This is a genomic window from Micromonospora sp. CV4, assembly GCF_003667455.1.
Taxonomy (GTDB): domain Bacteria; phylum Actinomycetota; class Actinomycetes; order Mycobacteriales; family Micromonosporaceae; genus Micromonospora.
Genome location: NZ_RCVI01000278.1, coordinates 85,747 through 108,129 on the forward strand (window position 1 = coordinate 85,747; position 22,383 = coordinate 108,129).

Here is a 22,383-nt window from a genome sequence, read left to right on the forward strand (position 1 = left end):
AGAGCTGTGCCCCAGCAGACCCACTACCACAAGAACCCGGACGCCGTTTCGCAGCTTGACCCGGAGCAGTACCGCGTGACCCAGGAGAACGGCACCGAGCGGCCGTTCGCCAACGCGTACTGGGACAACCACGAGCCCGGCATCTACGTCGACGTCGTGTCCGGCGAGCCGCTGTTCGCATCGGTCGACAAGTACGACAGCAACTCCGGCTGGCCGAGCTTCACGAAGCCGATCGCCAAGACGAACGTCGTCGAGAGCAAAGACTCCAGCCACGGGATGATCCGGACTGAGGCCCGCTCGCTGCACGGGGACAGCCACCTCGGCCACGTCTTCAACGACGGTCCCCGCGACAAGGGTGGACTGCGCTACTGCATCAACTCCGCGTCGTTGCGGTTCATCCACCTCGACGACCTCGCGAACGCGGGGTACGGCGAATACCGCACCCTGTTCACGAGTGGCAGCAACACTGACACCGACGACAAGTAAGGAGACGATGTGACCACCGAGAAGGCGATCCTCGCCGGCGGCTGCTTCTGGGGCATGGAGGAGCTCTTCCGCCACCAGCCCGGCGTCGTGTCCACGCGCGTCGGCTACAGCGGCGGCGACGTCCCGAACGCCACCTACCGCAACCACGGCACCCACGCGGAGTCCATCGAGGTCGTATACGACACCGAGAAGACCGACTTCCGCGCGCTGCTCGAGTTCTTCTTCCAGGTCCACGACCCCTCGACGAAGAACCGCCAGGGCAACGACATCGGCATCAGCTACCGCTCGGCGATCTTCTACACCAACGACGAGCAGAAGCGGGTCGCCGAGGACACCATCGCCGACGTCGACGCCTCAGGCCTGTGGCCCGGCAAGGTCGTTACCGAGGTCACCCCGGCAGGCGACTTCTGGGAAGCTGAGCCCGAGCACCAGAACTACCTGCAGACCTACCCCAACGGTTACACCTGCCACTTCCCCCGCCCCGGGTGGAAGCTCCCGAAGCGGGCGACGGCCTGACACCTCCGGCGCGCGGACCCCGGGTCCGCGCGCCGGCACGGGGCCGAGGCGTGGACGAGGAGTCAGCCGGATGGGTACAGGCAGGCTCTTGATTCCAGATGCCGGGGCATGCCCGTCACCGGGCTTGCGCACCTGAGGACGCGGTACGCGACCTACGCCAGCTATCAAGGCTGCTGGGACTCGCGGGTGCGGCCGTCCAGCTACGTGGACATCCCCACACCGGTGTTGTCGTTGTGACCTCCAGGAGGTCATCACTTGGATACCAAGATCCAGAACGTCCGACTGAACGCCACGTCAAACGAGCAACTCATGGCTCTGGCAAACGCCGGGGCCGTAGCTTTCGGCCATACCGCCACACTCCAGGTGGAACCGGCACTGGCCCAGCTTCTGCGGTTACGCGTCGCACAGATCAACAATTGCAGCTACTGCCTTCTGGTGCACCACGCCGCTGCCCGTACCGCCGACATCCCGCCATCCAAGATCGAGACCCTCACCGCGTGGTGGGAGACGCACCTGTTCACCGAGGAGGAGCGAGCCGCGCTGGCCTACGCCGAGGCGTTGACCCGAGCCGCCGACGCCACCGTCAACAACCGGTTCCAGGAGGCACACGACAGGATGACCACGCACTTCACGCAGGACGAGATCCTGGAGATCGTGGGCGTTGTGATCAACATGAACGTCTGGACGCGACTCAAGCTCGCCGAAGGTGCCATGCCCACGACCGCGCCTCCCGTGTGAGTTGATACCCGGCCCTGTCGTCGCAAGAGACGTGCAGCCGTCCGGTCTGCCTGCTGCCGACCTCGAACTCGGCCTGCCCCCCGAACTGGCAACTGTCGCGCGGATTCCGTCGCACCGTGCTGCCGGGAGCTACCGCGGCGACCCCTCGCCAAACACGCCCTGCTCGACCTTGAAAGCGCCGTATGACCGACGCACCTCCGCGGTCACCGGCACCCACGGTCAGCCTGACCTCCGAGGAGCCGGCGCACCTTGGCTACTGCGCGCGCCGCGACCGGTGCACGGTCCATCGCGCGCAGCGTAGTCGAAGTTTGATTCATCCCGTACCGCCTTTCGGCAAACAATTCCTGAAGTTCGTCCGCGCAACCTAACGTGAGTGTCATCCCTTCCACTCAGGTCGGCCGGCGCGGACAGCCAGGGGACCTGGATGCATCAAAACGGAGGCGGCATGGACAACTGGTTCATCACAGAGGCAGTGTCACGCAGTGCAGAATCCGAAACGGATCGGCGGAGGCTGGCGGCCTTGGTAGATCCAGGGGTGTGCAAAGCCGACCCGGCGGGTGGTGGCTCGCCGAGCGACGCGGCTATCCTCAACTTCGCCCTCAACCTCGAATATCTCGAAGCTGAGTTCTATCTTCGTGCGACGACGGGATCCGGGCTGCCTGACGACATGACTACCGGCGCTGGGGTGCGCGGCGAGGTGTCCGGCGGAGGATCAGTCAACTTCAGCAGCAACTTCGTGCAGAGATTCGCGAAGGAAATTGCCTCCGACGAGATGCAGCATGTGGCTTTCTTGCGATCCGCGCTCGGCAATGCGGCTGTTGCCCGTCCCGCGATTTCGCTGGACACGAGCTTCACTGCGGCGGCGACTGCCGCTGGGCTGATCAAGCAAGGCGAAAGCTTCGATCCGTACGCGAACGATCTCAACTTCCTCTTTGCGGCGTTCCTCTTCGAAGACGTCGGAGTTTCGGCCTTCAAAGGATCCGCGTCACTGTTGTCGAACAAAACGTACCTTGATGCGGCAGCCGGTCTGCTGGCCACCGAGGCATACCACGCGGGCATTGTCCGATCCGCGCTCTACAGCGCCGGACTGGCCGAAGACACAGTATTTGACTCGGTAAAAAAGATCTCCGACGCGCGTAACAGTCTTGATGGTCCGGCCGATGACGATCAGGGTGTCGGCACGGCGGCGGACCCGAATTTCATCCCCACGGATGAAAACGGGATGTGCTACGGCCGATCGGCCCAGTCCATCTTGAACATCGTGTACTTGAGCCCGACCTCGGCGGCTTCGGGTGGCTTCTACCCAGCCGGCATGAACGGCGAAATCGCGGTGAGCGCCGGAGCAGCCTGAGGGTTCACGCCGCCCGAGCTGGTCCCTTGAGGAAGTCCACGCAGAAACGCTTGTGGTGGTCGCCGCCTTGACAGCTCGGGAAGACCCCCGGCTTGCGGGACAACCGGTCGTGGTCCGACCGCCGCAGCGCCGTCGTGGAAAGATCCCCGCATGTGGGGACGACGCCTTCAGGCCCCTCTGCCCATACGCGTAGCCCGAAAGACCCTCCGTGTGCGGGGACGACGCCCGGGACCATCATGGTCGGCCGATACAGGTCCGAAAGGCCCCCGCGCATGCGGTGGTCTTCCGATGTAGCCGTTGCTGCCGCGGATGCTGGCCCCGCCCTCCCTGCAAGCGGGGTCTTCCCTACGTAAGCCCGGCCGCGGGCGTTCCACTGGCGTCGTCCCCGCACGCGTGGCAACTTCTTGTCGGACTCATCGTCAACCACCGCCCCGCCACACCTCGCGCCGAGCACGACCAGGCCGCGCATCATCCGCAACGCCAACCGCACCGCCCCGACACGCAGAACCAATAGCCGCCCAGCAGGTGCAGCTAATGCTGGTCAGCAGCCGTCAACGCCTGGACCTGCTTGGTCTCGACCGCGCCGGTCGACTGCGGCCTGTCCGTGGCATCCGGCCACGGAGCCTGCGCAGAAATCGTTTGGCGGATCACGGCGGCCGCTGCTAGTTTTCCGGAGGCCGTGCGAGAGACCGAGGAGGTGGTACCCGTGAACGTTTCGACATGGGTGCTCCCCTCTGGGGTCACGGTCGGGCGATAGGTCGTCCGGGAGCGCCGTTCACGAGCACTCCCGAAGGGCACGACCATGCGATTCACTTCTGAACGGCGCCTCGATGACAGCGTCCTCGAACGCGAATTCACCCTCGGCGAGATCCCCGGCATCCTGTGGACGCCCGCGTCCGCATCCACACCGGTCCCGCTGATCCTGCTCGGCCACCCCCCGCTCGGACTGCACAAGATGTACCCCCGCCTGGTGGCGCGGGCCCGGCACGCCGCGGCGGAGGGCTTCGCTGCGGCCACCATCGAGCTCCCCGGGAGCGGTGACCGGCCCCGTTGGGCCGCCGCCGAGCAGGCCCGCGCCGACCTGCGCCGGGCAATGGAGGCCGGCGAGCCGGTCACCGCCGAGATCATCGACGCCCTCATCCTCCCGCTCGTCGACAAGGCGGTCCCGGAAGCGCAGGCCGCCCTGGACGCCCTCCTGTCGCTGCCCGAGATCGGCGGCCCGGTCGGGTACTCGGGGGGAGTGATCTCCGTCGGCATCCGGCTCGCGGTGGTCGAGCCGCGCATTGTGGCCGCCGGCTTCTTCGCCGGGAGTTTCGTGCCTCGCATCATGTTCGAGGAGGCCCGACAGGTCACCATCCCGCTGCATGTCCTGCTGCAGTGGGATGACGAAGGAAACGACCGGCAGGCGGCGCTGGACCTGTTCGACGCCTTCGGCTCCAAGGAGAAATCGCTGCACGCCAATATGGGCGGACACGCCGGTGTCCCGCAGTTCGCAGGGGAGGACGCGGCCGGGTTCTTCGCCCGGCATCTGCGCTAGCCGCAGGCCGGGTCCCCGCCGCAAGGCCAGCAGCAGGCGGTAGGCGGCGTCGGCCAGCACGCCGCTCATCGAGGGCAGGCCCCGGCCCTCCTCGATGGCGGTGGCCAGTAGATGCACAACCGCCCCGATCGCGGCGGTACCGGCCATCGGCGGTACCGGCCGGTCGGGGCGGAGGTGTGCTCGCGGGCCAATGGGGCTCGGCGTCGCAGTGCGAATCGGGCCGCTTGGAGACGGCGGGATACCCGGGTCTGGGGCGGGAACGGGTTCGGCCAGCGCGGGCGATGCAGGACCTGCCGGCCGGTACCGCCTACGCCGTGTTCACCGGCATCGGCGCGATCTCGCTCGGAATCGTCGCGCACAGGGACCCGATCAGCATTCGGCCGCTTCACCGCGCTGGCAATGATCACCGGCGGCATCATGCTCGCCTGGATCACCAGTTCCGACCGATCACTCGGCGAGTCCACACTTCGGGTCGACCGTCGACAACACGATCAGCATCGAGGATCATGCATATCGTGTCTACCCGAGCCGCCGACGGCCCGCCGGTCGCCGCGAGCGACGACCACAGCCCGGCCCCCACCCCGACCCGTGACCGCTGGGCCCGGTGGCGCTGGCTACGCCACGAATGGACCGGCGTCATGGTCGGTGGCGTGCTGCTCGCGGTGGCGCTGACCTGGCCCACGATGCGGCACCCGGCCAGCACGGTGCCCGGCGACCTCGGCGACCCGACGTTGCAGGCGTGGCAGATCGCCTGGTCGGGCCACGCGCTGGTGAGCCAGCCCCTCGACCTCTGGCACTCGAACACCTTCTACCCGGAGAGGTACACGTTCGCCTACAGCGACACCCTCCTCGGATACGCCCCGATGGGCGCGCTCGGCTCGGGCTTCGAGGCCGCACTGGTCCACTACAACATCATGTACGTGCTGGCACACGCGTTGGCGTTCGTCGGGGCGTACGCGTTGGTTCGCCAGCTCGGGGCGGGCCGGTGGGGCGGCGCGGTCGCCGGGCTCGCGTGGGCGTTCGCGCCGTGGCGGTTGGCGCACGCGGGTCACCTGAACATCCTGTCCAGTGGTGGGATCGCGTTGTCCCTGGCGATGCTGGCGCGCGGGCACGGCTGGTCGTTGCGGCACGGGTACCGGCCGGAGCGACGCCGACCCGGGTGGGCGTTGGCCGGGTGGGTCGTCGCCGCCTGGCAGGTCAGCCTGGGCTTCGGCATCGGGCTGCCACTGGTCTACTTCCTGCTCGCCGCGGTGCTGGTGGCCGCCGGCTGCTACGGCTGGTCGTGGTGGCGGCGGCGGACGAGAGTCCCGTTCGGCCGCCGGTTACTGCTGGCCGATCTGGCCGGGGGGCTCGTCTTCGGCGCGGTGACGCTGCTCCTGGGGCTGCTCTACCTGCGCGTCGTCGACCTCAATCCGCAGGCCGTGCGGTCCCTGGACTGGACGGAGATGTTCTCGCCGCCGCCGATCGGCTTCATCACCGCCCCGGCGGACTCCTGGTTGTGGGGTGAGCGGCACGCGGCGGCCCGGGCACAGCTGTCCTGGCCCCCGGAGATGGCGTTGCTGCCCGGGATGGCCCTGATCGGGATGGCCATGGCGGGGCTGTTCGTCTCGGTGTATCCGGTCCGGCACCGGGTCGCGTTGGCGCTGGGCATCCTCGGGACGGTGCTGCTGGGCCTCGGCGTCACGCTGGGCGGCGATGGTGACCCCGGCTACCTCACGCTGTCGCGGCACCTGCCCGGCTGGGACGCGCTGCGGACGCCGGGCCGGATGATGCACTGGACCAGCCTGCTGCTGGCGGTGCTGGCGGCCGGGCTGGTGACGGCGATCGCCGAGTCGGGGCAACGCTCCCCCACCCGGAGGCGCACGCGGCTGCTGACGCCGGCGCTTCTCCTGATACCGCTGGTCCTGGTCGGGCTGGAGGGGGTCAACCGGACGCCGCACCTGGTGGTGCCGCGGCCACCGGCCGCGATGCGGGTGGCGCAGGAGCCCGTCCTGCTGCTGCCGATCGGCGGCACGAACGACCTGCACTACATGCTGTGGACGACCGACGGGTTCCCCCGGGTGGCGAACGGGCTCGCCGGCTTCGAGCCCGCCACCCTGGCGCAGACCCGGACGACGGCGGCCACCTTCCCCGATCCCGGCAGCGTCGCCTACCTGCGCGGAATCGGCGTCCGGTCGGTCGTGGTCCTGCCCGACCGGGCCGTGGGGACGCCGTGGGAGGGCATCGCGGCCCGGCCGGTCGACGGACTGGGCATCACGCGGGAGGAGCTCGACGGTGCGCTGGTCTACGACCTCGGGTGACGGCTCTCCCGATACGGGCCGGGCGGGGTGACGACGTGCGGCTGTCGGTAGTGGTCCCCTGCTTCAACGAGGAAGCGTCGGTGGAAGGGCTGCACCGGGCGGTGACCGCCGCGCTGGCCGAGCTGTCCGACGTCGATGTCGAGGTGGTCTACGTCGACGACGGGAGCGCGGACGGCACCCTCGTGGCGCTTCGCCGGCTGGCCGCCGGCGACCCGTCGGTGCGGTACACGTCGCTGAGCCGGAACTTCGGCAAGGAGGCGGCGATGCTGGCCGGCCTGGAGCGCGCCACCGGGGACGCCGTGGTCATCATGGACGCCGACCTGCAGCACCCGCCGCGGCTGCTGCCCGACATGGTGGCGTTGTACCGCCAGGGTTTCGACCAGGTGATCGCCCGCCGAGACCGGCATGGTGACCGGTTCCTGCGGATGCTCGCCTCGCGATCCTTCTACCGGGTGGTCAACTGGTGGATCGACGTACGGCTGCTGGACGGCGCGGGTGACTTCCGGCTGCTGTCCCGGCTCGCGGTGGACGCCGTGCTCGCCATGCCCGAGTACAACCGGTTCTCCAAGGGACTGTTCTCCTGGATCGGGTTCCGGACGGTCGTGGTCGCGCACCGCAACGAGACACGTCGGGCCGGTCGAAGCCGGTGGACGTTCGGCAAGCTCTTCAACTACGCCTTCGACGGTCTCCTGTCGTTCAACAACCGGCCGCTGCGACTGGCCATCTACGGCGGCCTGTTCCTCACCCTGATCGCGCTGGGATACATGATCTGGGTGGTCGCCGACGCCGTCGAGAAGGGCATCGACGTGCCCGGCTACACCACCATCATCGTCAGCGTGATCGGTCTCGGCGGGATCCAGATGATGATCCTCGGCGTCGTCGGGGAGTACATCGGCCGGATCTACTACGAGACCAAACGCCGCCCGCACTACCTGGTCCAGGAGACGGAGGACCTGCTGACGGAGAGCGGGCAGGCCCCGCGCGTGCCGGCCCGGCCGGTGGACCCCGTCCGGCAGCGGATGCCCGCCCGCGAGGAGCCCTCCCGGCACGACCGCCTGCGTCGCGCCGCCGACCGGTCCGTGCGCGGCGACGCGCCGTAGCCGCCGGGCCGGCCCGAGCCGTCGTCAGTCCTACGCTCGGTGCGGTGGCCACTGGAAGCCGAGCTGTTCCGCGGCTTCCCGGCTACCGCCGGCCAGCCGGTCCTGCCTGCGCGGGTCGCGGTCACAGAGTTCTCTGACGATGTCGTCGGCGACGGTCGCCGGCTCGCCCGCGGGAACGTCGAGAACGGCCACGAACTGGAGCCACGGTTCGGCGCCGCCGGTCTGACGCCGCCGGAAGAGGTACGACACGTGGATGCGTCCGCGGTCATTCGGACGGGCTTCCATCCAGCCGGGGTGGCAGTCCCATCTGCCCAGCAGTTCGGGTTCGTCGCTCAGTCGCCCACGCACGAGGCGGGCCACGGTCCGCTCGTGCCACTCCCAGGTGCGGTCGGATTCGGCGCGGGCGATCTCGGCGTCGTACTGAGCCGCGTCGAACGTGAACACCGGCACGGTGAGGTCACAGTCGTCCGGGTTGCGCCAGTCGCGCCACACGACTTCGTCGCCGCGTCGCTGGATGGTGACGTAGAGAGCGCCGCAGCAGCCCTCGGTGCACCCCGCTTCGGCCAACCGCACCTCGTGTGGCTCGACGTCGGCGTGGAGCCGATGGGCGGGACCGAGAAGGTACTCGGGCGGCTCGGCCGGTCCGAGGGTGAAGGTCTCGACGACGATGGGCCGATCGTCGATGAATATTCTCGTCTCCACGGCACCTGCATACTCCGGGTCAGCTACTGCGACCCGGATCGACATTCGGCTGGTGGCACCGCCCATGGCGAGTCCTATCGGTTGCGGCGGCCGGTTCGTCGTTCGAGCCCAGACAGCCCAGTGCGCTCGGTGACAGGCCTTGGGATCGGCAGATCGTTGAGCAGTTTCCAGGACGTCAGCCCAGGCCGGCTGAGCGAGGAGCTGATCGAGCCCCGATCTCACCCGGTCCAAGTCCTGGCGCTGCCAGCTGAGGGTCGCCGCCTGGCCGATGGCGAGGTCCGACAGCAGTCCAACGATCAACGCGTACCGGTCGAGCGTCGCGGTCATGACCGGGGCTGCGTACGCGAAGCGAGTGATCGCGGTGCGCGCGTCGCGGTACGCGCGGAGCTCGGCGTTCCCTGCGGCCCGCTGGGTCATCGCCAGGAGCACCCGCCCAACCTGCTCGACAACATCCTCGTTGACGTCGTCAGCCGCCACCCGGTCGGCGATATTGACGGTCTCGGCGATCAGGCGAGCGGCTGTCACCGACCGGCCGTCGAGTCTGATGCCGTGCTCGAGCAGCCAGTCGAACGTCGCCGGCTCCGCGAGGGCGCACAGAGCTGCGACCGCCTGTGCGTGCCGCCACCGGTCCGAGCGCTCGGCCAGCCAGACCAGATCACCTGCGGCGCCGGGAACATCGCGCAGAACCCGGATGGCCAGCTCACCAAAAGGACTGCTCAGCAGCCCAAGGAGGCGAACCGGGCCGGCATCGTGAGGCTCGGCGACGCCAGTCAGCAGCGCCAGTCCGACACTCACCGTGCCACGCTGTCGACCACCGTAGGCGAGTTCCCGGCCCACCTGTCGCCGCCATCGCGGATCGACGTCGGCGACCGCCTCCAGAAGTGGGACAACCACGCGGTGATCGACGCGCATTGACGCCAACGCCTCAGTCAAGCGTTTCCCAGCAGCGGCGGGTGAAGGTACAGCCTGGTGAACCGACGTCACCAGGTCGACGAGAAGCCGCTTACGGTCGCGGTACGACGCGCCGATCGATGAGGCGCTTGCGACGTGGTCGGGGTCCGGGTACGGCCGGCCGCCACTGGGGAGCGGGCCGTCGGGATGGGCGGCGTGCGCGGCGGTGGCGTGATTGAGAATCGTCGGCAGATCGAGCGCCTCGCGCTCGTCGACGTCGCTCACCAGGTCGGGCGGAACTCGATTCTGATCGTCATGTCGCACACCCTGTCACGGGCGCCAGATCCTCGGCAAGCCGAGGTCTTGCGGCAGACCGACGGACTGAACGAATCGACGGCATGGAGCACGCGCCGAATAGACGACGGTCGGGGCAGGACGGTGGCGCCGGTCCGTCGACCGGCGCCACCGCTGCTCTGCTCCAGGGTCAGCGCCGCCAGGCCGGGCGCTCGGCGTTGGTGACCGCCCGCAGCACCCACTCGACCGGCCCGTACCGGTGGCCGCGCAGCCAGTACGCGCTCACCGCCAGTTGGGCGGCGAAAATGCCGGCCGCGATGGCCAGTACGCCCAGCGGGGCGATCCGACCGACCAGGCCGAATCCGACACCGGTGAAGAGCAGCACACAGACCAGGGACTGGCCAAGGTAGTTGGTCAGCGCCATCCGCCCGCCCGGGGCGAGCGCCGCGGCCACCCGCCGCCCGACTCCGGTGTGAAAGAGCTGGAGCATGCTGGCCGCGTATGCGGCGGCCAGGGCGGGGCCGGTGGCGGTGGTGAGGGCGAGCCCTTCGACGGTGGCGATACCGCCCAGCCCGACAACTGTCATCGCACCAGCCAGGCCGATCGGGTAGCCGATCAACTGGAGCAGCCGCAGGCCGCGGCGGTATGACGATACGTCGGCGAGGATCCGGTGGCGTCCGGCGGCCAGCCCGAGCAGGAACATGGCGAAGGCGACCGGTGCTTGGAGGACGATCGTCCCGGCCACCATCGTCGGCAGGGTGCGCAGGTGCTCGGCGATCACCGATGAGGGACCGCCCGCCAGCGCCTCGGTGGTCTGCTGTCCGGCGGTCAGGGCCGCCGCCTGGTCGACCGAGGAGACGCTGGCCAGCGCCAGAGAGGCGAAGAACAGCACCACCAGCCCGATCAGGACGCCGGCCAGGATGAGCGCGGTGCGCGGTCGGATCCGCTGTACGGCGAGCAGCACCAGCCCGAGCACCGCGTACGTGCTGAGGATGTCGCCCTGGAAGAGCAGCAGTGCGTGGATGCCGCCGAGGACGAAGAGCCCGGCGAGCCGGCGCAGGAAGCGGGGGTGGAACGCGGCGCCGTGCCGGTTGGCCGAGTCGAGTTGCAGGGTGAAGCTGTAGCCGAACAGGAACGAGAACAGCAGGTAGAACTTCATCTCGAAGAGCAACGCCACCGCGGTGTGCACGCCGTGGTCCAGGCCGCTGTCGTAGGCCGGATCGAGTACCCGGTGGAACGCGAACCCCGAGGCGAAGTACCACACGTTCACCACGAGGATGCCGAGCAGCGCGAAGCCGCGCAGCGCGTCGACGTCCAGGATTCGCCGCACGTCACGCCCCGGACCGGAGCGCTCGCGCTCGCCGGGCCGGGGCTGTCGGTCCGTTTCCCGCTGATCGTTGCTCGCTGCGGCGTTTCGCATCTTCGTCATCGCTCTACCTCCAGTGCCCGTGCTCCCTGTGGTTCCGAAGTGGACCGACCGTAACAACCACTTGCACGCTTGTGCAATACGTTTGTGCAACACGCTTGTCTGAGACACCCGTGCAACAAGCTGATAGACTGCTCGCATGGGCAACAGGGAAGACCTGCTCGACGGGGCCAAGCGGTGTCTGCTGGAGAAGGGTTACGCAAGGACCACCGCCCGCGACATCGCGGCGGCGGCTGGCGTGAGCACCGCAGCGATCGGATACCACTACGGGTCGCGCGAGGCGTTGCTGAACACGGCGATGTTCCAGGCCCTGGAGGAGTGGGGCACCCAGGTGGGCCAACTCATCGCTGAGCGGGTGGCGACGGTGACCGACCCCGCGGAACGGTATGAACGCGAGTGGGAGGGCGTGATCACGTCCTTCGTGACCCACCGACCATTGTGGATCGCCACCATCGAGGCGTTCCTGCAGTCGGAGCACAACCCCCAGCTACGCGAGCAGCTTGCCGCCGGTCAGCGGGAGGGCCTGCGCAGCCTTACGGCCGGGCTGACCGGCCGAGCGGTCGATGAGGTGTCCGAGCACGACGTTCGCACCGTCGGGGCGGTACAGACCGCTCTGATCTCCGGGTTGATGTTCCAGTGGGTCAGCGACCCCGACCACGCCCCGGCGAGCGCCGAGGTGATCGCAGGACTCCGCGCGCTCGCCCAGCTCGCCACCCGCCGCCGAGATCCGGCGGGTTCGACCTCATCGGGCTGAGCCGCACCCGGCCGCTCTGACTCATCCTTTGACGGTGGGCCGACCTCAACACATCTGAAAGGTCTCACGGGCGACGACGGCGCGCGGATCGCCGCGCCCTCCCGGCCAGTGGCATCGTCACTCGCCGGGGCGGCCACTCGTCAGCCAATCAGCGAGCTGCCGACCGGTCTCCTCTCCGAGCGCAGCCGCCGCTCGCGCCGCCAGCGTGACCAGTTCGGCGTGTTCCGTCGCGGTGACCTGCAACTCCGGCCGAGGAGCAGATCGCCAGGCGGTGAACGCAGCATCGCGGGTGATCCGGGTGGCATCGGCCTTGCCCCGCTCGGCCAGGCGTGGGTCCACGTCGGCGGCCAGGATCAGGGCCGCCCGCAGCTCGATGCCGACGCCATGGCCACGCAGGAGCTTGTAGCCGGCCCGACGCAACTCCGCACGGCCATCCCGGAGCAGGTCCCACGGCAGGGCCGGTGGCAGAGCGCCGGCGACCGGGCGCAGCGCCAGGGTCACCTCCCGCACCACCGCCGGCGACGGGTCTCGTACCAACGCCACCAGCTCCCCCGCCACGACTGCGTCCAGCAGCCGCAGACCCCGTACCGCCTGGGCACGGACCCTCGGCCGCTCGTGGTTGAGCAGCCGAAGCAGCAACGGGACGTCCGCCACGGAGCCGGTCTCGGCGAGTCCGGCGATCGCCCCGACAGCGGGCTCGTCGGCGTCGACGCCTCTCCGGTAGTGCTCCCGCGCGTCCGTACCGACTCGGCGGGCCGCGTCTCGGGCCACGGCCCGCACCAACGGCGCGCCGTCATCCAGGTACCGGACGACGTCGGCGTCCTGGCCGACCCGCACCAGCCCGGTCAACGCCACCACCCGCACCTCGGCCCGAGCCGACCGCGCCAGCCGGCGCAGGACATCGTGGCGGCGGGTCCAGACCGCGTCACGGCACGCCGCCTCCGCCGCCCGTGCCCGCACTCGCACATCCGGATCCGACTCGGCGAGGGTCACGAGTTCCGGCACACGCAGCCGACCCTGCGCCAGCACGACGTCGAAGACGAACCGCCGCTCCCGACGATCACCCGAGCCGAGCAGGCCGCGCCACGACTGCTCCGTCGCAGCCAACAGCGCCGCTCGTACCTGGGTGACCGCGAAGCCAGCGCGCAGACGCGCCTCAAGGCGCAGCGCCATCGGCAGAACGGCGGGCAGGTAGAGAGCAGCGCCGTCGGCGAGCGACACCGCGAGCCCGGCCCGCGCCCGATCCCGCACCGGCCCGACCCAATCAGCGGTACGCACCACCAGGAACGGCATCACCTCCGCGTACGGGCGGGCAACCATCGCCGCGATCGCACGCTCCCGGATCCGCCCGTCGCCGTGCATGCTCGCGAGCGCCGTCGCCACCGGCCCCGACGACGCACCCGTGAACCGTCCCGCGACCCGCCGCCACGCGGGCTCCCGGTACTGGTCGTACCAGGGTGCCGACCGCGCGTGCCCGTCGAGCCGAACCACCAACCGCGGTACGCCGGCCACCAGCCCCAATGCCGACCGCGCCAGCACCTCATCGCCTACGGCATCGACCTTGAGCAGCGCGTCGACCAAACGGTCAACCGCGTCCCATTGGCCTGCCCGGGCGTTCTTGACAGCAACTCGCACCGCCCCAAGCAGCCGGTCCTGCCCGACCATCGAGGGCGGGAGGACCTGACCGTCGCGTCTGCCCCAGTTCACCCCGACATCCTGCCCTGCCAGCCAACCCCATCGAACTGCATTTCCGGGCCAGCCAGTCCCACCCAGCCGTGGACCTGCCAACCTCGAACCACGTGCCGACGACGGCACCGGCAACCTCGTCCTGCGCCCAACCCACTGCCGCTTTGTCGCCTACCGAGATCACGACGCGCTTACCGACACATCTGCGCGCGCATTCGCGGACTGCCCAGGGCAGAGTGTCGGCGGACGATGCGAGACGCCATGTGCCCGTGCGCTTCACCGACGCCGATGCCCGGCGCCAGCTGACCGCGCTGGGCTTCCGCGCTGTCGCGGAGTAGCCGGGTAGCACGAAGGCGTGGGCCGCCATCTGCACCACCTGCCGGGCTGGAGCAGAACGATCCAACACAAATCCAACATCTGTCAGGCACGCTCTTGTCCCTGATCGGCGCCGCCGGTCACCCCACACGAACAGGAGCGTCACATGCGCACGAGTCCCCGAGCCCCTCGAATCACCGCACGGCAACGGGTGGCGGCTGGCGTCGCGGCCGCGGTGCTGGGCCTGTCGACGTCGCTGGTCACCGCGACCGCGGCGCAGGCAGCCCCAGACAACTGCCAGAACGGCCAGATCGTCGGGCTCTACGCCAACTGGCCGAACAGCGCCATGTCCTGGTTGTCCGTGTGCGCCGGCACCTTCACCGTCAACAAGAGCGGCGACCTCTTCGAGTCGAACAACTGGTCCGGCTGGTTCCAGGTCGGAAGCCGGAAGACACTGTTCTGCGACAACCAGTCGCTGTGGGTCACCGGCACGCCCGGCCAGAACGCCGTGGTCAGCAAGGTCTACGTCAGCGTGACGCGCATGCCCGGTTGCTGAGGTCGCCACGAGGGACCGCGGTGGGGTGAGCCCGAGGAGGACCCCCACCGCGATGGCTCACGCAGGCGGCGTCTACAAGCCGGGCAGATCTCGAGAAGATGCTGAACGGCATCGCCGCGATCGCCCGGGCGCGGACTCGTTCGCCCAGAGGACGTGTCGACGTGACCGCTGACCACGACCGCCTTGCACGCTCAGCTCTGCCGTCAAGCAAGCTCCAGGCGTCGAGGCTCATGCTCAATCATCCTCGCACGGTCAGTTTGGACGGTGCCTGGCCGACTACAGTCGCCGATCAGCTCGACGAGGTGAGCAGGCGTGAGACTGGTCGCGAAGGACGGAGCGGCGCGGTCCGAGGCCGTGCCGCTACCCCTGCTGACCCGCGTTGACCGATAGATCCGGCACGGGTCGGCATGCTGGCAGTTCGTCCGAGTCCCTTCATCGACTGATGCCTCTACCCTCCAGATATGGCCGGGATTCGCCTCGCGTGGCTCGCTCTGCCTCTGCTGGTCGTCCTTGTGTTGGTCGTCGTCGTGGCACTACGGCGTCGGCGCAGGGCGTCGTCCCTGGCGGACAACATGAAAATGGAACTGGTTACCGCGCGGAAGGCGATCCGCCAGAGCGCCCGCGAGAGCCGTCGGCGTCGCCGTGGCAGTCTTCGTGGTAAGGGCGGTGATGGTGATGAGGGTCAGGCTCTCAGCGCTGGCGTGACGAGTGAATCCGGCGGCACGCCATAGTCTGCTTGCTCGTCTGTGCGCCTGCTGCGGGTGCGACCAGCCACCCAACCAGCGGAAACCCGCCTTTCGTGCCCGCTCACAGGGCACCTGCGCCTGCCATGGCTGCTCACCGGGGAACAGCCATCCGCTCGGGGTCGTAGCACTTCCGTTCCCAGGAGCTGTGCTGAACTGCGCACGCTGCGGGTCGGCCTGACGTAGCCGTTCTGCCCTAGGGTCGGGGCCATGAACGCAGATGTCGATGTGCGGGCTTGGCTACGCGACCGTGGAGCCGAGAACATCGACCATCCCGGCGGCACCCTGTACGCCCATCTGTGTCGTGTGCAGCAGCGCCTTGCCGAGCTGGGCCAGGAACCGGATGTGCAATCAGCGGGTCTGGCGCACGCGGTCTACGGCACCGATGGTTTCGACGTGGCGTTGCTGGATTGGACCGACCGGGGCCGGCTGCGTGACCTCATCGGGGCCGACGCGGAGGCCTTGGTGTACCTGTATGGCGCGTGCGACCGGAAGCGTTCGTGGCGGCAGCTCGCAACCAGCGGGCAGGTCCACGACCGCTTCACCGGGCAGACACGGAGGGTCCGCTCCGACCAGCTGACCCCGTTGGTCGATCTGAGCATCGTCAACGAGTTGGACGTCATCGCTCAGATGCCGTCGCTGCTCGATATGCACCAGGCTTATTTCCGCGAACTGTTTGCCGCTTGGGCGCCCGTCACGTCTTCGGCCGTCCGCAGCGAGGCGGGACGCGTCCTCGGGCGGTAGCTGCTACTGCTTCAGCTGCCCGCGTTGCCGCTCGACAGCTGAGCTGACTCGTCCTACCACGTCCGATTGGGCCACCCGGACAAGATCGTTCAACCGCCAGGCCAGCACTACGAATGACGGACCAGCTAGATAAGCAGTTAAGACACGCGAGGCATCCCCGACGGTTACGGTCAGCAAAGAAGGGCCCCCGCATCACTCAGTGGAGCCCGGAGCGAAGCCAGCTCCTTCCACAGCGGCTGGGCTGAGGTGACACCCGTCGATGAGGGAGAGAAGATGACCACCGCCGCTTCCCGTACCGGCACACCGACGGTCGTTCTCGTGCACGGCGCCTTCGCCGACAGCTCCAGTTGGAGCGGGGTCGTGGCCCGCCTTTTAGCCGCAGGAATCCCGGTGAAGGCGGTGTCCAATCCGCTGCGTGGGATCACGGAGGACGCCGCATACGTCGCGAGCCAACTACAGCAGACCGAGGGGCCTGTACTCGCCGTCGGCCACTCCTACGGCGGGGCCGTCATCACCAATGCCGCCTCGCGCGCTGACAACGTCGTCGGTCTTGTCTACGTCGCCGCCTTCGCGCCCGACGAGGGCGAGAGCCTGATGGATGTCGAAGGCAACTCAAAGGACAGCGTCTTGACCGCGGTGCTGCTGCCGGTGCAGTACCCGACCACGTCGGGCACCGAGACTGAGTTCTACATCGACCCGGCGAAGTTTCACGACGCGTTCGCCGCCGATGTCGCCGAAAAGGACGCCGCGGTCATGGCGGCAACCCAGCGCTCTGCCTCCTCGCTGGCATTCTCCACACCCACGTCGGACCCCGCCTGGAAGAAGCTGCCCTCCTGGGCCATCGTCGCCACCGGGGACAAGGCCGCTGGCAGCGATGTCCTGCTCCAGATGGCCCAACGCGCCGGCGCCACGATCACCGAGATCGACGCCTCCCACGTCGTCATGGTCACCCAAGCCCAAGCAGTCACCGACGTCATCATGCAGGCCCTCGACGGCCTCTCCCGCTGAATGGAACGCGCCCGACGACGGGCAGTGAAGCAGCGTTCCACGACGTTGCGCTTCTTGTAGATCACCTTGTCGAAGGCCGGTGGCCCAGGCAGCCACGGAACCGGAGGCAAATGCACTACGGGTGCAAATCCCACTCGGCGGGAGCAGCTGTGGGACCTGGCGAGACGGCGCAGGTGCGCGAGCCCGGGGTGGACGAACAGCATCGACACGGTCCGGGATTCGGTTCAAACTCCACGCCGCTGATGGTTGATTGATTGACGCTCACTCATGTAGCTTCTCGTGTCATGCCGAGCAGTACGGGGGCTGGGCAATGAGCGAGCTTCTCGTGCCTTCTCCATTTCGGCGCGATTTCGCAGCGTTGACGACGCCCGGTGCCCGATGAACGCCGGCGGCCAGCGCACCGACACCCGGGGCACGCCCGTTCGGGTGACCGATCTGGTTAAGCGGTTCCGCTCGGGTGACGAAACGATCGTCGGCGTGGACCGGATCACCCTCGACGTGCCGGCGGGCGCCACCGTCGCGGTGACCGGCCCGAGTGGTTCGGGCAAGTCCACCCTGCTGCACCTGATCGGCGCGATCGAACGCGCCGACGAGGGCCGCATCGAGGTCGACGACGTGGAGGTGACCCGCCTGTCGGGCAGGCGGCTCGCCAAGTACCGCAACGGCATCGGTTTCGTCTTCCAGCGCTTCCACCTGCTGCCCGCGCTCTCCGCGCTGGACAACGTTCTCGCCCCCCTGGTGCCGACCCGGCCCGGCTTCGACGAGGTGGAAAGGGCGCGGAACCTGCTGGCCGAGGTGGGGCTGGCCGGCCGGGAACGCGCCATGCCCGGGCAGCTCTCCGGCGGCCAGCAGCAGCGCGTCGCCATCGCGCGGGCCCTGGTCGGTCGGCCCCGGCTGCTGCTGGCCGACGAACCGACCGGCAACCTGGACTCCGCCACGGGCGCCGGAATCATCGACCTGCTCTGGCGGCTCCGTGACGAGCACGGCATGACCCTGCTCATGGCGACCCACGAGGCGTCGCTGGCGGACCGCTGTGACCGGACCGTCGGGGTTCACGACGGACGGATTGTCTAACGTCGACGCACTGGCGCGCAAACGGGGGTGAGGCCATCAGGAACCGGCAGCGTCACGAATTCGTACGGCACTCACGACAGGTCGATCAAAGGGAGTGGAAACGGTACGAATGCTCGAAGCGGCAGCGGACCGGATGCTCAGCATGTCCGTTCCGAAGCTGACGGCACAGCCAGAGCGGAGAAGCCCCCACCCATGTTGCGGATGGTCTGGTCACAACTGCGGCACACGCCCGGCCGGAGCCTGGCGGTGTTCGCCGCCGTGTTGGTCGCGACCACCGGGTTCACCGTGCTCACCGGCGTCGCCTCCACCTCCCGGCTGGTCGCCCGCGGTTCCATCGACGGCCAGTTCCGGCCGTCGTACGACATTCTGGTCCACCCGTCAGTGCCCGACGCGGGCCTGCTGCCCCAGCACCGGCCCACGGCGGCCTACGGCGGCGTCACCATGGACCAGTGGCGGCGGATCGAACGCATCCCCGGCGTCGAGGTGGCCGCTCCGCTGGCCATCCTGGGCCTCGCCGACATCCGACCGGACCTGCGGGTTGACGTGACCGACCAGATCGACCGGACGGCCGACCGGCAGATCATCGAGATCGCCCCCCGCATCAGCGCGGACCGTGGGCTGAGCACCCTCGCCGCCGCCCCCACCTACGTGTACGTGTCCCGCCGCCCCCTGCTGCCACTGTCCCGGATCAACGGCGAACAGCGCCTGTTCGTCTACACCGACAACACCCGCGTCGACCAGGCCACCTCCGCCGCCGAGTGCCCGGGCACCGGAGGGGGTGGGGTCCTGGAGGTGCAGCCCGACGGGCGGCGCCTGCAGGTGTGCTCGACCGCCGTCGGCAGCTTCCTACCGGGCTCCCGCCGGACAAGGGTCAGCGTGCTGGAGTCCTACCAGCTGCTCCCCGACGGCACCTTCCGGTTGGCGTCGGTGGACACGTCGGGCCGCCCCGTCTCCGCCATACCCACCACCGTCCGGCTGGAGATTCGGCTACCCGCGGTGGTGCCGATGCTGGTGGCGGGCATCGACCCGGCGGCCGAGGCACGCCTGTCCGGCCTGGATCGGGCCGTACGCCAGGGCCGCTACCTGACCGGCTCCGACACGACCGGGCCCGCCACCCGCACCACGTCGATGTCCCCGTTCGCACCGACCGGCCCCACCGGCCCGACCCTGCCGGTACTGGCCGCCACGGACCTCGCGGTGGACGAGCAGATGGACCTCGCCGTGTCCCGGCTCGCGGGTCAGACCGCCACCCGGGTACCCGGCGCCACGACGGAAGCGCTGTGGCCGCTGCTGCGCGACTCGGCGAAGGCACCGCCCCGGACAGCCGCACACGACCTGGGGCAGCTCTACCGTGCCCGACTCGACACGGCGCTGGCCGAAAACATCCCGCTGTCCGGCGTCCAGACCCTGCTGCGGCCCGCACCGCCGGCCTACACACCACAAGCCGACGGCATCGGCCGGATACTGCCCAGGACCGGTGAGCCGGGCTCCACCGACCAGGCCGTCGACGACGTCTGGCGGGACGCCTGGCTCAGCACCGGCGGGGTCGGCACCGGCGAGCCGATCAACCTGAACGCGCAGGACGAGGAGTGGTCGGTCACCGCCGTGGGCAGCTTCGCACCCGACGCCCTGCCCGTCGCCGGCGGCCCCGCGCAGCAGGCCCTCGACCTGTACCGCCAGGCCCCACCGGTGGGCGCCGACCCCCGTACCCGGCGACTGCTCGCCGACCGTCCACTACTGCCCGGCGACGACCCGCTGGGCTACCCGTCGCGCCCACCCCACCTGTTGACCACGCTGACCGCCGCCCGCGACCTGTACGGGAGCGTCGGATCACCGGCGGTCGACACACCGCTGAGTTCCGTCCGGGTCCGGGTCGCGGACATCGACCGCTTCGACGGGGTGGCCCGGGAACGGGTCCGGCTCGTGGCCGACGAGATCGTCCAGCAGACCGGACTGAGCGTCGAGATCGTGCTCGGCGGCTCCACCGTACGCAGTCCCGTGCTGCTGCCCGCCAACCACCTGGGCCGCCCGGACCTTTCCCTCGGCGAGGCCCGTACCCGTAAGGGCGTGGCCGCCGAGATCGTCACCGCCGTCGACCGCAAGAACATCATGCTGCTCGGCCTGCTCCTGGTGGTCTGCGCCCTGTTGGTCGGCAACTCGGTGTCGACCGCCGTGCGCGCCCGCCGACGCGAGCTGGCCATCCTGGCCTGCGTCGGCTGGCCCGGCTGGAGACTGAGCCTGCTGGTGCTCAGCGAAACCACGATGCTCGGCCTCGCCGCCGGCCTGCTCGGCGCGGTTCTGTCCGGACCACTCGGCCATTTGGCCGGCGTCCGGGTCTCCGGTGCCGTCGTCCTCCTGTGCATACCGATCGCGGTGCTCCTCACCGCGGTGGCCGGCGCGCTTCCGGCGATCCGGGCCGCCCGCACTCGATCCGCCGAGGCACTCCAGGCCGCCCCCGCGCCGGCCCGACGCTCCGCCCCACGGCGGACCGTCGCTGGCCTCGCGGCGGCCAATCTGGTACGGGCACCGGCACGTACCCTCGCCGGAGCGGTCAGCCTCGCCGCCGGCGTCGGCGCTGTCACGTTGATCGCCGCCGCGCTCTGGGCGTTCCGCGACGGCATGGTCGGGTCCCTGCTCGGCCAGGCCGTCTCCGTACAGGTGCGCGGAGTGGACCTGGTCGCGGTCGGTGGGGTGCTGCTGTTCGGGGTGCTCAGCGTGGCTGACGTGCTCTACCTCAACGTGCGGGAACGGGCGGCCGAGTTCGCCACCCTCCGCGCCGTCGGATGGCCGGACTCCGTACTCAACCGGCTGCTCATCTACGAAGCTCTCGGCGTCGGTGTACTCGGCTGCGTCCTCGGCAACGTGGCGGGCCTCGGATCGGTGGCCCTGCTGGTCGGTCACCTCGACGGTCGGTCGGCGGTGCTGGCGCTGGCCGTGACCGCCGGCGCGCTGCTGCTGACCGTGCTCGCCGCTCTGGTCCCGGCGATCCTCATCCGACGGCTCCCGACCGCCGCCCTGCTCAGCGAACAATGACAAGCAACGGCATACGTCCGCCCAGTGCGCCGCTGCTCTTCGGCACCCACAGGTAGGGCACTACCGGAAGAACACTCCGGCCCAGGACGCCAACGCCCTGGGCCGAAGTGATGCCGCGCTGTCGGTCTTTGCCGATCAGGTGATGTTGATGTCGCTGCACCACATGTAGGTCTGGTCCATGTGTGACGCCTTCCAGACCACGAACAGGACGTGGCTTCCGGTGCGTCCGGAGATCGAGACGTTGAACGAGATGTTCTGTGCTGGCGCGTAGCGCCCGGTCGTCGTGATCAAGTCGAGGTTGCCCCACCCGACCCGCTGGGTGGCCGGGTTGAATCCCTGCTTGGTGACGTAGACCCGGAAGTAGTCAGCACCGTGGCTGGCCTGGTCGTACATCTGGACCGTGAAGCTGCGGCTGACGGTGGTCGCCTTCCACGCTCCGGGCTGGTTCACGGTGTCGTTCCTGGAGAGGGCGTTGCTGCACAGCTGTCCGTCCGGGGTGCGGGCTTGGTACTGGCCGGCGAGGCCGTCCCGCAGCTGGCTCATCCAGTTCCACATGGTGTCGGGGTTGGCCTGGAACGCCCGCCAGCACATGGGGTCCTGTTGCTGCATGGCTGGGTTTGTGTGTTGGTTGCCCCAGGTCTTCCAGCACTGGTAGGCGCGACTGGCCGGGTTGATGACGGTGCCGTGGGCCTGGGCTGCGCCGGTCAAGGGCAGCGTACTGGCCACCATGGCGAACAGCAGGACGAGCACTCGGAGGGACTGACGGACGGTTGACCGGGATCGTCCGTCGGATTGATCGGACTTGTGTGAACGCACTGTTCATCCTCCGTTCTTCGGTACGAGAGATCAGTATGGGAACGCTCCCAACCCCCACTGTTACATCCATAAACTCAAATATCAATGCTGATCTACTTATTGTCGGATGTGGATCGAGCTGACCGGAATCGCCGTCGAGCGCAGCTCCCAGAACCGTCCACGTCCGACCACTGGAACTGCCGGCAACCAAAGATCAACAGCTTGGCCGCTGACCGCTGACGACACGCCGACCACCTGGGCTGGACCACGACTGAAGTGCGCGGACGGTTCGCAGCTACCGGAGGGCCCGGTGATGGAGACGTCCAGCCGCTGG

At 69.0% G+C, this 22,383-nt stretch carries 17 protein-coding genes; 13 read left to right on the forward strand and 4 right to left on the reverse strand.

Annotation, left to right across the window (positions count from 1 at the left end; translation table 11 throughout):
* Positions 1–6 precede the first annotated feature (6 nt).
* The 7 genes from msrB to EAD98_RS17560 all read left to right on the forward strand — a co-directional run bounded on the left by msrB (position 7) and on the right by EAD98_RS17560 (position 8,028).
* Positions 7–486, forward strand: coding sequence for a peptide-methionine (R)-S-oxide reductase MsrB (gene msrB / locus EAD98_RS17525; protein ID WP_121655126.1), 480 nt, complete (start codon positions 7–9; stop codon positions 484–486).
* Between the two features lie 9 nt (positions 487–495).
* The gene (gene msrA, locus EAD98_RS17530; RefSeq protein ID WP_121655127.1) at positions 496–1,002 is read left to right on the forward strand and encodes a peptide-methionine (S)-S-oxide reductase MsrA; all 507 of its coding nucleotides are present in this window, start codon (positions 496–498) and stop codon (positions 1,000–1,002) included.
* Positions 1,003–1,311: 309 nt separating this feature from the next.
* A complete protein-coding gene (locus tag EAD98_RS17535; RefSeq protein WP_121655128.1) occupies positions 1,312–1,740 on the forward strand; it encodes a carboxymuconolactone decarboxylase family protein in 429 nt (142 codons plus the stop codon).
* Between the two features lie 445 nt (positions 1,741–2,185).
* Positions 2,186–3,091, forward strand: a complete 906-nt coding sequence (locus tag EAD98_RS17540; RefSeq protein ID WP_121655129.1) for a ferritin-like domain-containing protein — start codon at positions 2,186–2,188, stop codon at positions 3,089–3,091.
* A gap of 802 nt (positions 3,092–3,893) precedes the next feature.
* Positions 3,894–4,628, forward strand: a complete 735-nt coding sequence (locus EAD98_RS17550) for an alpha/beta hydrolase (RefSeq protein WP_121655131.1) — start codon at positions 3,894–3,896, stop codon at positions 4,626–4,628.
* 506 nt (positions 4,629–5,134) lie between these two features.
* The gene (locus EAD98_RS17555; RefSeq protein ID WP_368666161.1) at positions 5,135–6,928 is read left to right on the forward strand and encodes a hypothetical protein; all 1,794 of its coding nucleotides are present in this window, start codon (positions 5,135–5,137) and stop codon (positions 6,926–6,928) included.
* Positions 6,929–6,963: 35 nt separating this feature from the next.
* Positions 6,964–8,028, forward strand: coding sequence for a glycosyltransferase family 2 protein (locus EAD98_RS17560; RefSeq protein ID WP_121655133.1), 1,065 nt, complete (start codon positions 6,964–6,966; stop codon positions 8,026–8,028).
* Positions 8,029–8,058: 30 nt separating this feature from the next.
* Here the strand turns inward: EAD98_RS17560 and EAD98_RS17565 are convergent, their stop codons facing one another.
* A complete protein-coding gene (locus tag EAD98_RS17565; protein ID WP_121655134.1) occupies positions 8,059–9,906 on the reverse strand; it encodes a hypothetical protein in 1,848 nt (615 codons plus the stop codon).
* A gap of 199 nt (positions 9,907–10,105) precedes the next feature.
* Positions 10,106–11,344: a DUF418 domain-containing protein gene (locus EAD98_RS17570; protein WP_233583864.1), complete on the reverse strand. Its 1,239-nt coding sequence runs from the start codon at positions 11,342–11,344 to the stop codon at positions 10,106–10,108.
* 136 nt (positions 11,345–11,480) lie between these two features.
* Here EAD98_RS17570 and EAD98_RS17575 point away from each other — a divergent pair, with 136 nt between their 5' ends.
* Entirely contained in the window at positions 11,481–12,095 is a 615-nt protein-coding gene (locus tag EAD98_RS17575) for a TetR/AcrR family transcriptional regulator (protein ID WP_121655135.1), read from the forward strand.
* Positions 12,096–12,212: 117 nt separating this feature from the next.
* Here EAD98_RS17575 and EAD98_RS17580 read toward each other — a convergent pair whose 3' ends face one another.
* Positions 12,213–13,802, reverse strand: coding sequence for a HEAT repeat domain-containing protein (locus EAD98_RS17580; protein WP_233583865.1), 1,590 nt, complete (start codon positions 13,800–13,802; stop codon positions 12,213–12,215).
* A 460-nt stretch (positions 13,803–14,262) separates the two neighbouring features.
* On the opposite strand from EAD98_RS17580, the gene EAD98_RS17585 reads away from it, so the two are divergent.
* From EAD98_RS17585 to EAD98_RS17610, 5 genes are all read left to right on the forward strand, one after another.
* Positions 14,263–14,652 (forward strand): hypothetical protein, encoded by a 390-nt coding sequence (locus EAD98_RS17585; RefSeq protein WP_147457417.1) that lies wholly within the window; start codon positions 14,263–14,265, stop codon positions 14,650–14,652.
* A 953-nt stretch (positions 14,653–15,605) separates the two neighbouring features.
* Positions 15,606–16,139 carry a DUF6817 domain-containing protein gene (locus EAD98_RS17595; RefSeq protein ID WP_121655138.1) on the forward strand — a complete coding sequence of 178 codons (534 nt, stop codon included), beginning with the start codon at positions 15,606–15,608 and terminating at the stop codon, positions 16,137–16,139.
* 273 nt (positions 16,140–16,412) lie between these two features.
* Positions 16,413–17,147, forward strand: coding sequence for an alpha/beta fold hydrolase (locus EAD98_RS17600; RefSeq protein ID WP_121655139.1), 735 nt, complete (start codon positions 16,413–16,415; stop codon positions 17,145–17,147).
* A gap of 378 nt (positions 17,148–17,525) precedes the next feature.
* Positions 17,526–18,221 carry an ABC transporter ATP-binding protein gene (locus EAD98_RS17605; protein WP_121655140.1) on the forward strand — a complete coding sequence of 232 codons (696 nt, stop codon included), beginning with the start codon at positions 17,526–17,528 and terminating at the stop codon, positions 18,219–18,221.
* 201 nt (positions 18,222–18,422) lie between these two features.
* Positions 18,423–21,254 carry an ABC transporter permease gene (locus EAD98_RS17610; protein WP_147457418.1) on the forward strand — a complete coding sequence of 944 codons (2,832 nt, stop codon included), beginning with the start codon at positions 18,423–18,425 and terminating at the stop codon, positions 21,252–21,254.
* A 135-nt stretch (positions 21,255–21,389) separates the two neighbouring features.
* On the opposite strand, the gene EAD98_RS17615 is transcribed toward EAD98_RS17610, so the two are convergent.
* Entirely contained in the window at positions 21,390–21,983 is a 594-nt protein-coding gene (locus EAD98_RS17615; RefSeq protein ID WP_121655202.1) for a lytic polysaccharide monooxygenase, read from the reverse strand.
* Positions 21,984–22,383 lie beyond the last annotated feature (400 nt).

What these genes read in the sequence shown, in the direction of transcription:
- EAD98_RS17600 (WP_121655139.1), top strand. Translation starts at nt 16,413, where the DNA reads ATGACCACCGCCGCTTCCCGTACCGGCACACCGACGGTCGTTCTCGTG.
- EAD98_RS17570 (WP_233583864.1), bottom strand. Translation starts at nt 11,344, where the DNA reads ATGACGAAGATGCGAAACGCCGCAGCGAGCAACGATCAGCGGGAAACG.
- EAD98_RS17605 (WP_121655140.1), top strand. Translation starts at nt 17,526, where the DNA reads ATGAACGCCGGCGGCCAGCGCACCGACACCCGGGGCACGCCCGTTCGG.
- EAD98_RS17535 (WP_121655128.1), top strand. Translation starts at nt 1,312, where the DNA reads ATGGCTCTGGCAAACGCCGGGGCCGTAGCTTTCGGCCATACCGCCACA.
- EAD98_RS17555 (WP_368666161.1), top strand. Translation starts at nt 5,135, where the DNA reads ATGCATATCGTGTCTACCCGAGCCGCCGACGGCCCGCCGGTCGCCGCG.
- EAD98_RS17575 (WP_121655135.1), top strand. Translation starts at nt 11,481, where the DNA reads ATGGGCAACAGGGAAGACCTGCTCGACGGGGCCAAGCGGTGTCTGCTG.
- EAD98_RS17585 (WP_147457417.1), top strand. Translation starts at nt 14,263, where the DNA reads ATGCGCACGAGTCCCCGAGCCCCTCGAATCACCGCACGGCAACGGGTG.
- EAD98_RS17595 (WP_121655138.1), top strand. Translation starts at nt 15,606, where the DNA reads ATGAACGCAGATGTCGATGTGCGGGCTTGGCTACGCGACCGTGGAGCC.
- EAD98_RS17540 (WP_121655129.1), top strand. Translation starts at nt 2,186, where the DNA reads ATGGACAACTGGTTCATCACAGAGGCAGTGTCACGCAGTGCAGAATCC.
- EAD98_RS17615 (WP_121655202.1), bottom strand. Translation starts at nt 21,983, where the DNA reads ATGGTGGCCAGTACGCTGCCCTTGACCGGCGCAGCCCAGGCCCACGGC.
- EAD98_RS17610 (WP_147457418.1), top strand. Translation starts at nt 18,423, where the DNA reads ATGGTCTGGTCACAACTGCGGCACACGCCCGGCCGGAGCCTGGCGGTG.
- EAD98_RS17550 (WP_121655131.1), top strand. Translation starts at nt 3,894, where the DNA reads ATGCGATTCACTTCTGAACGGCGCCTCGATGACAGCGTCCTCGAACGC.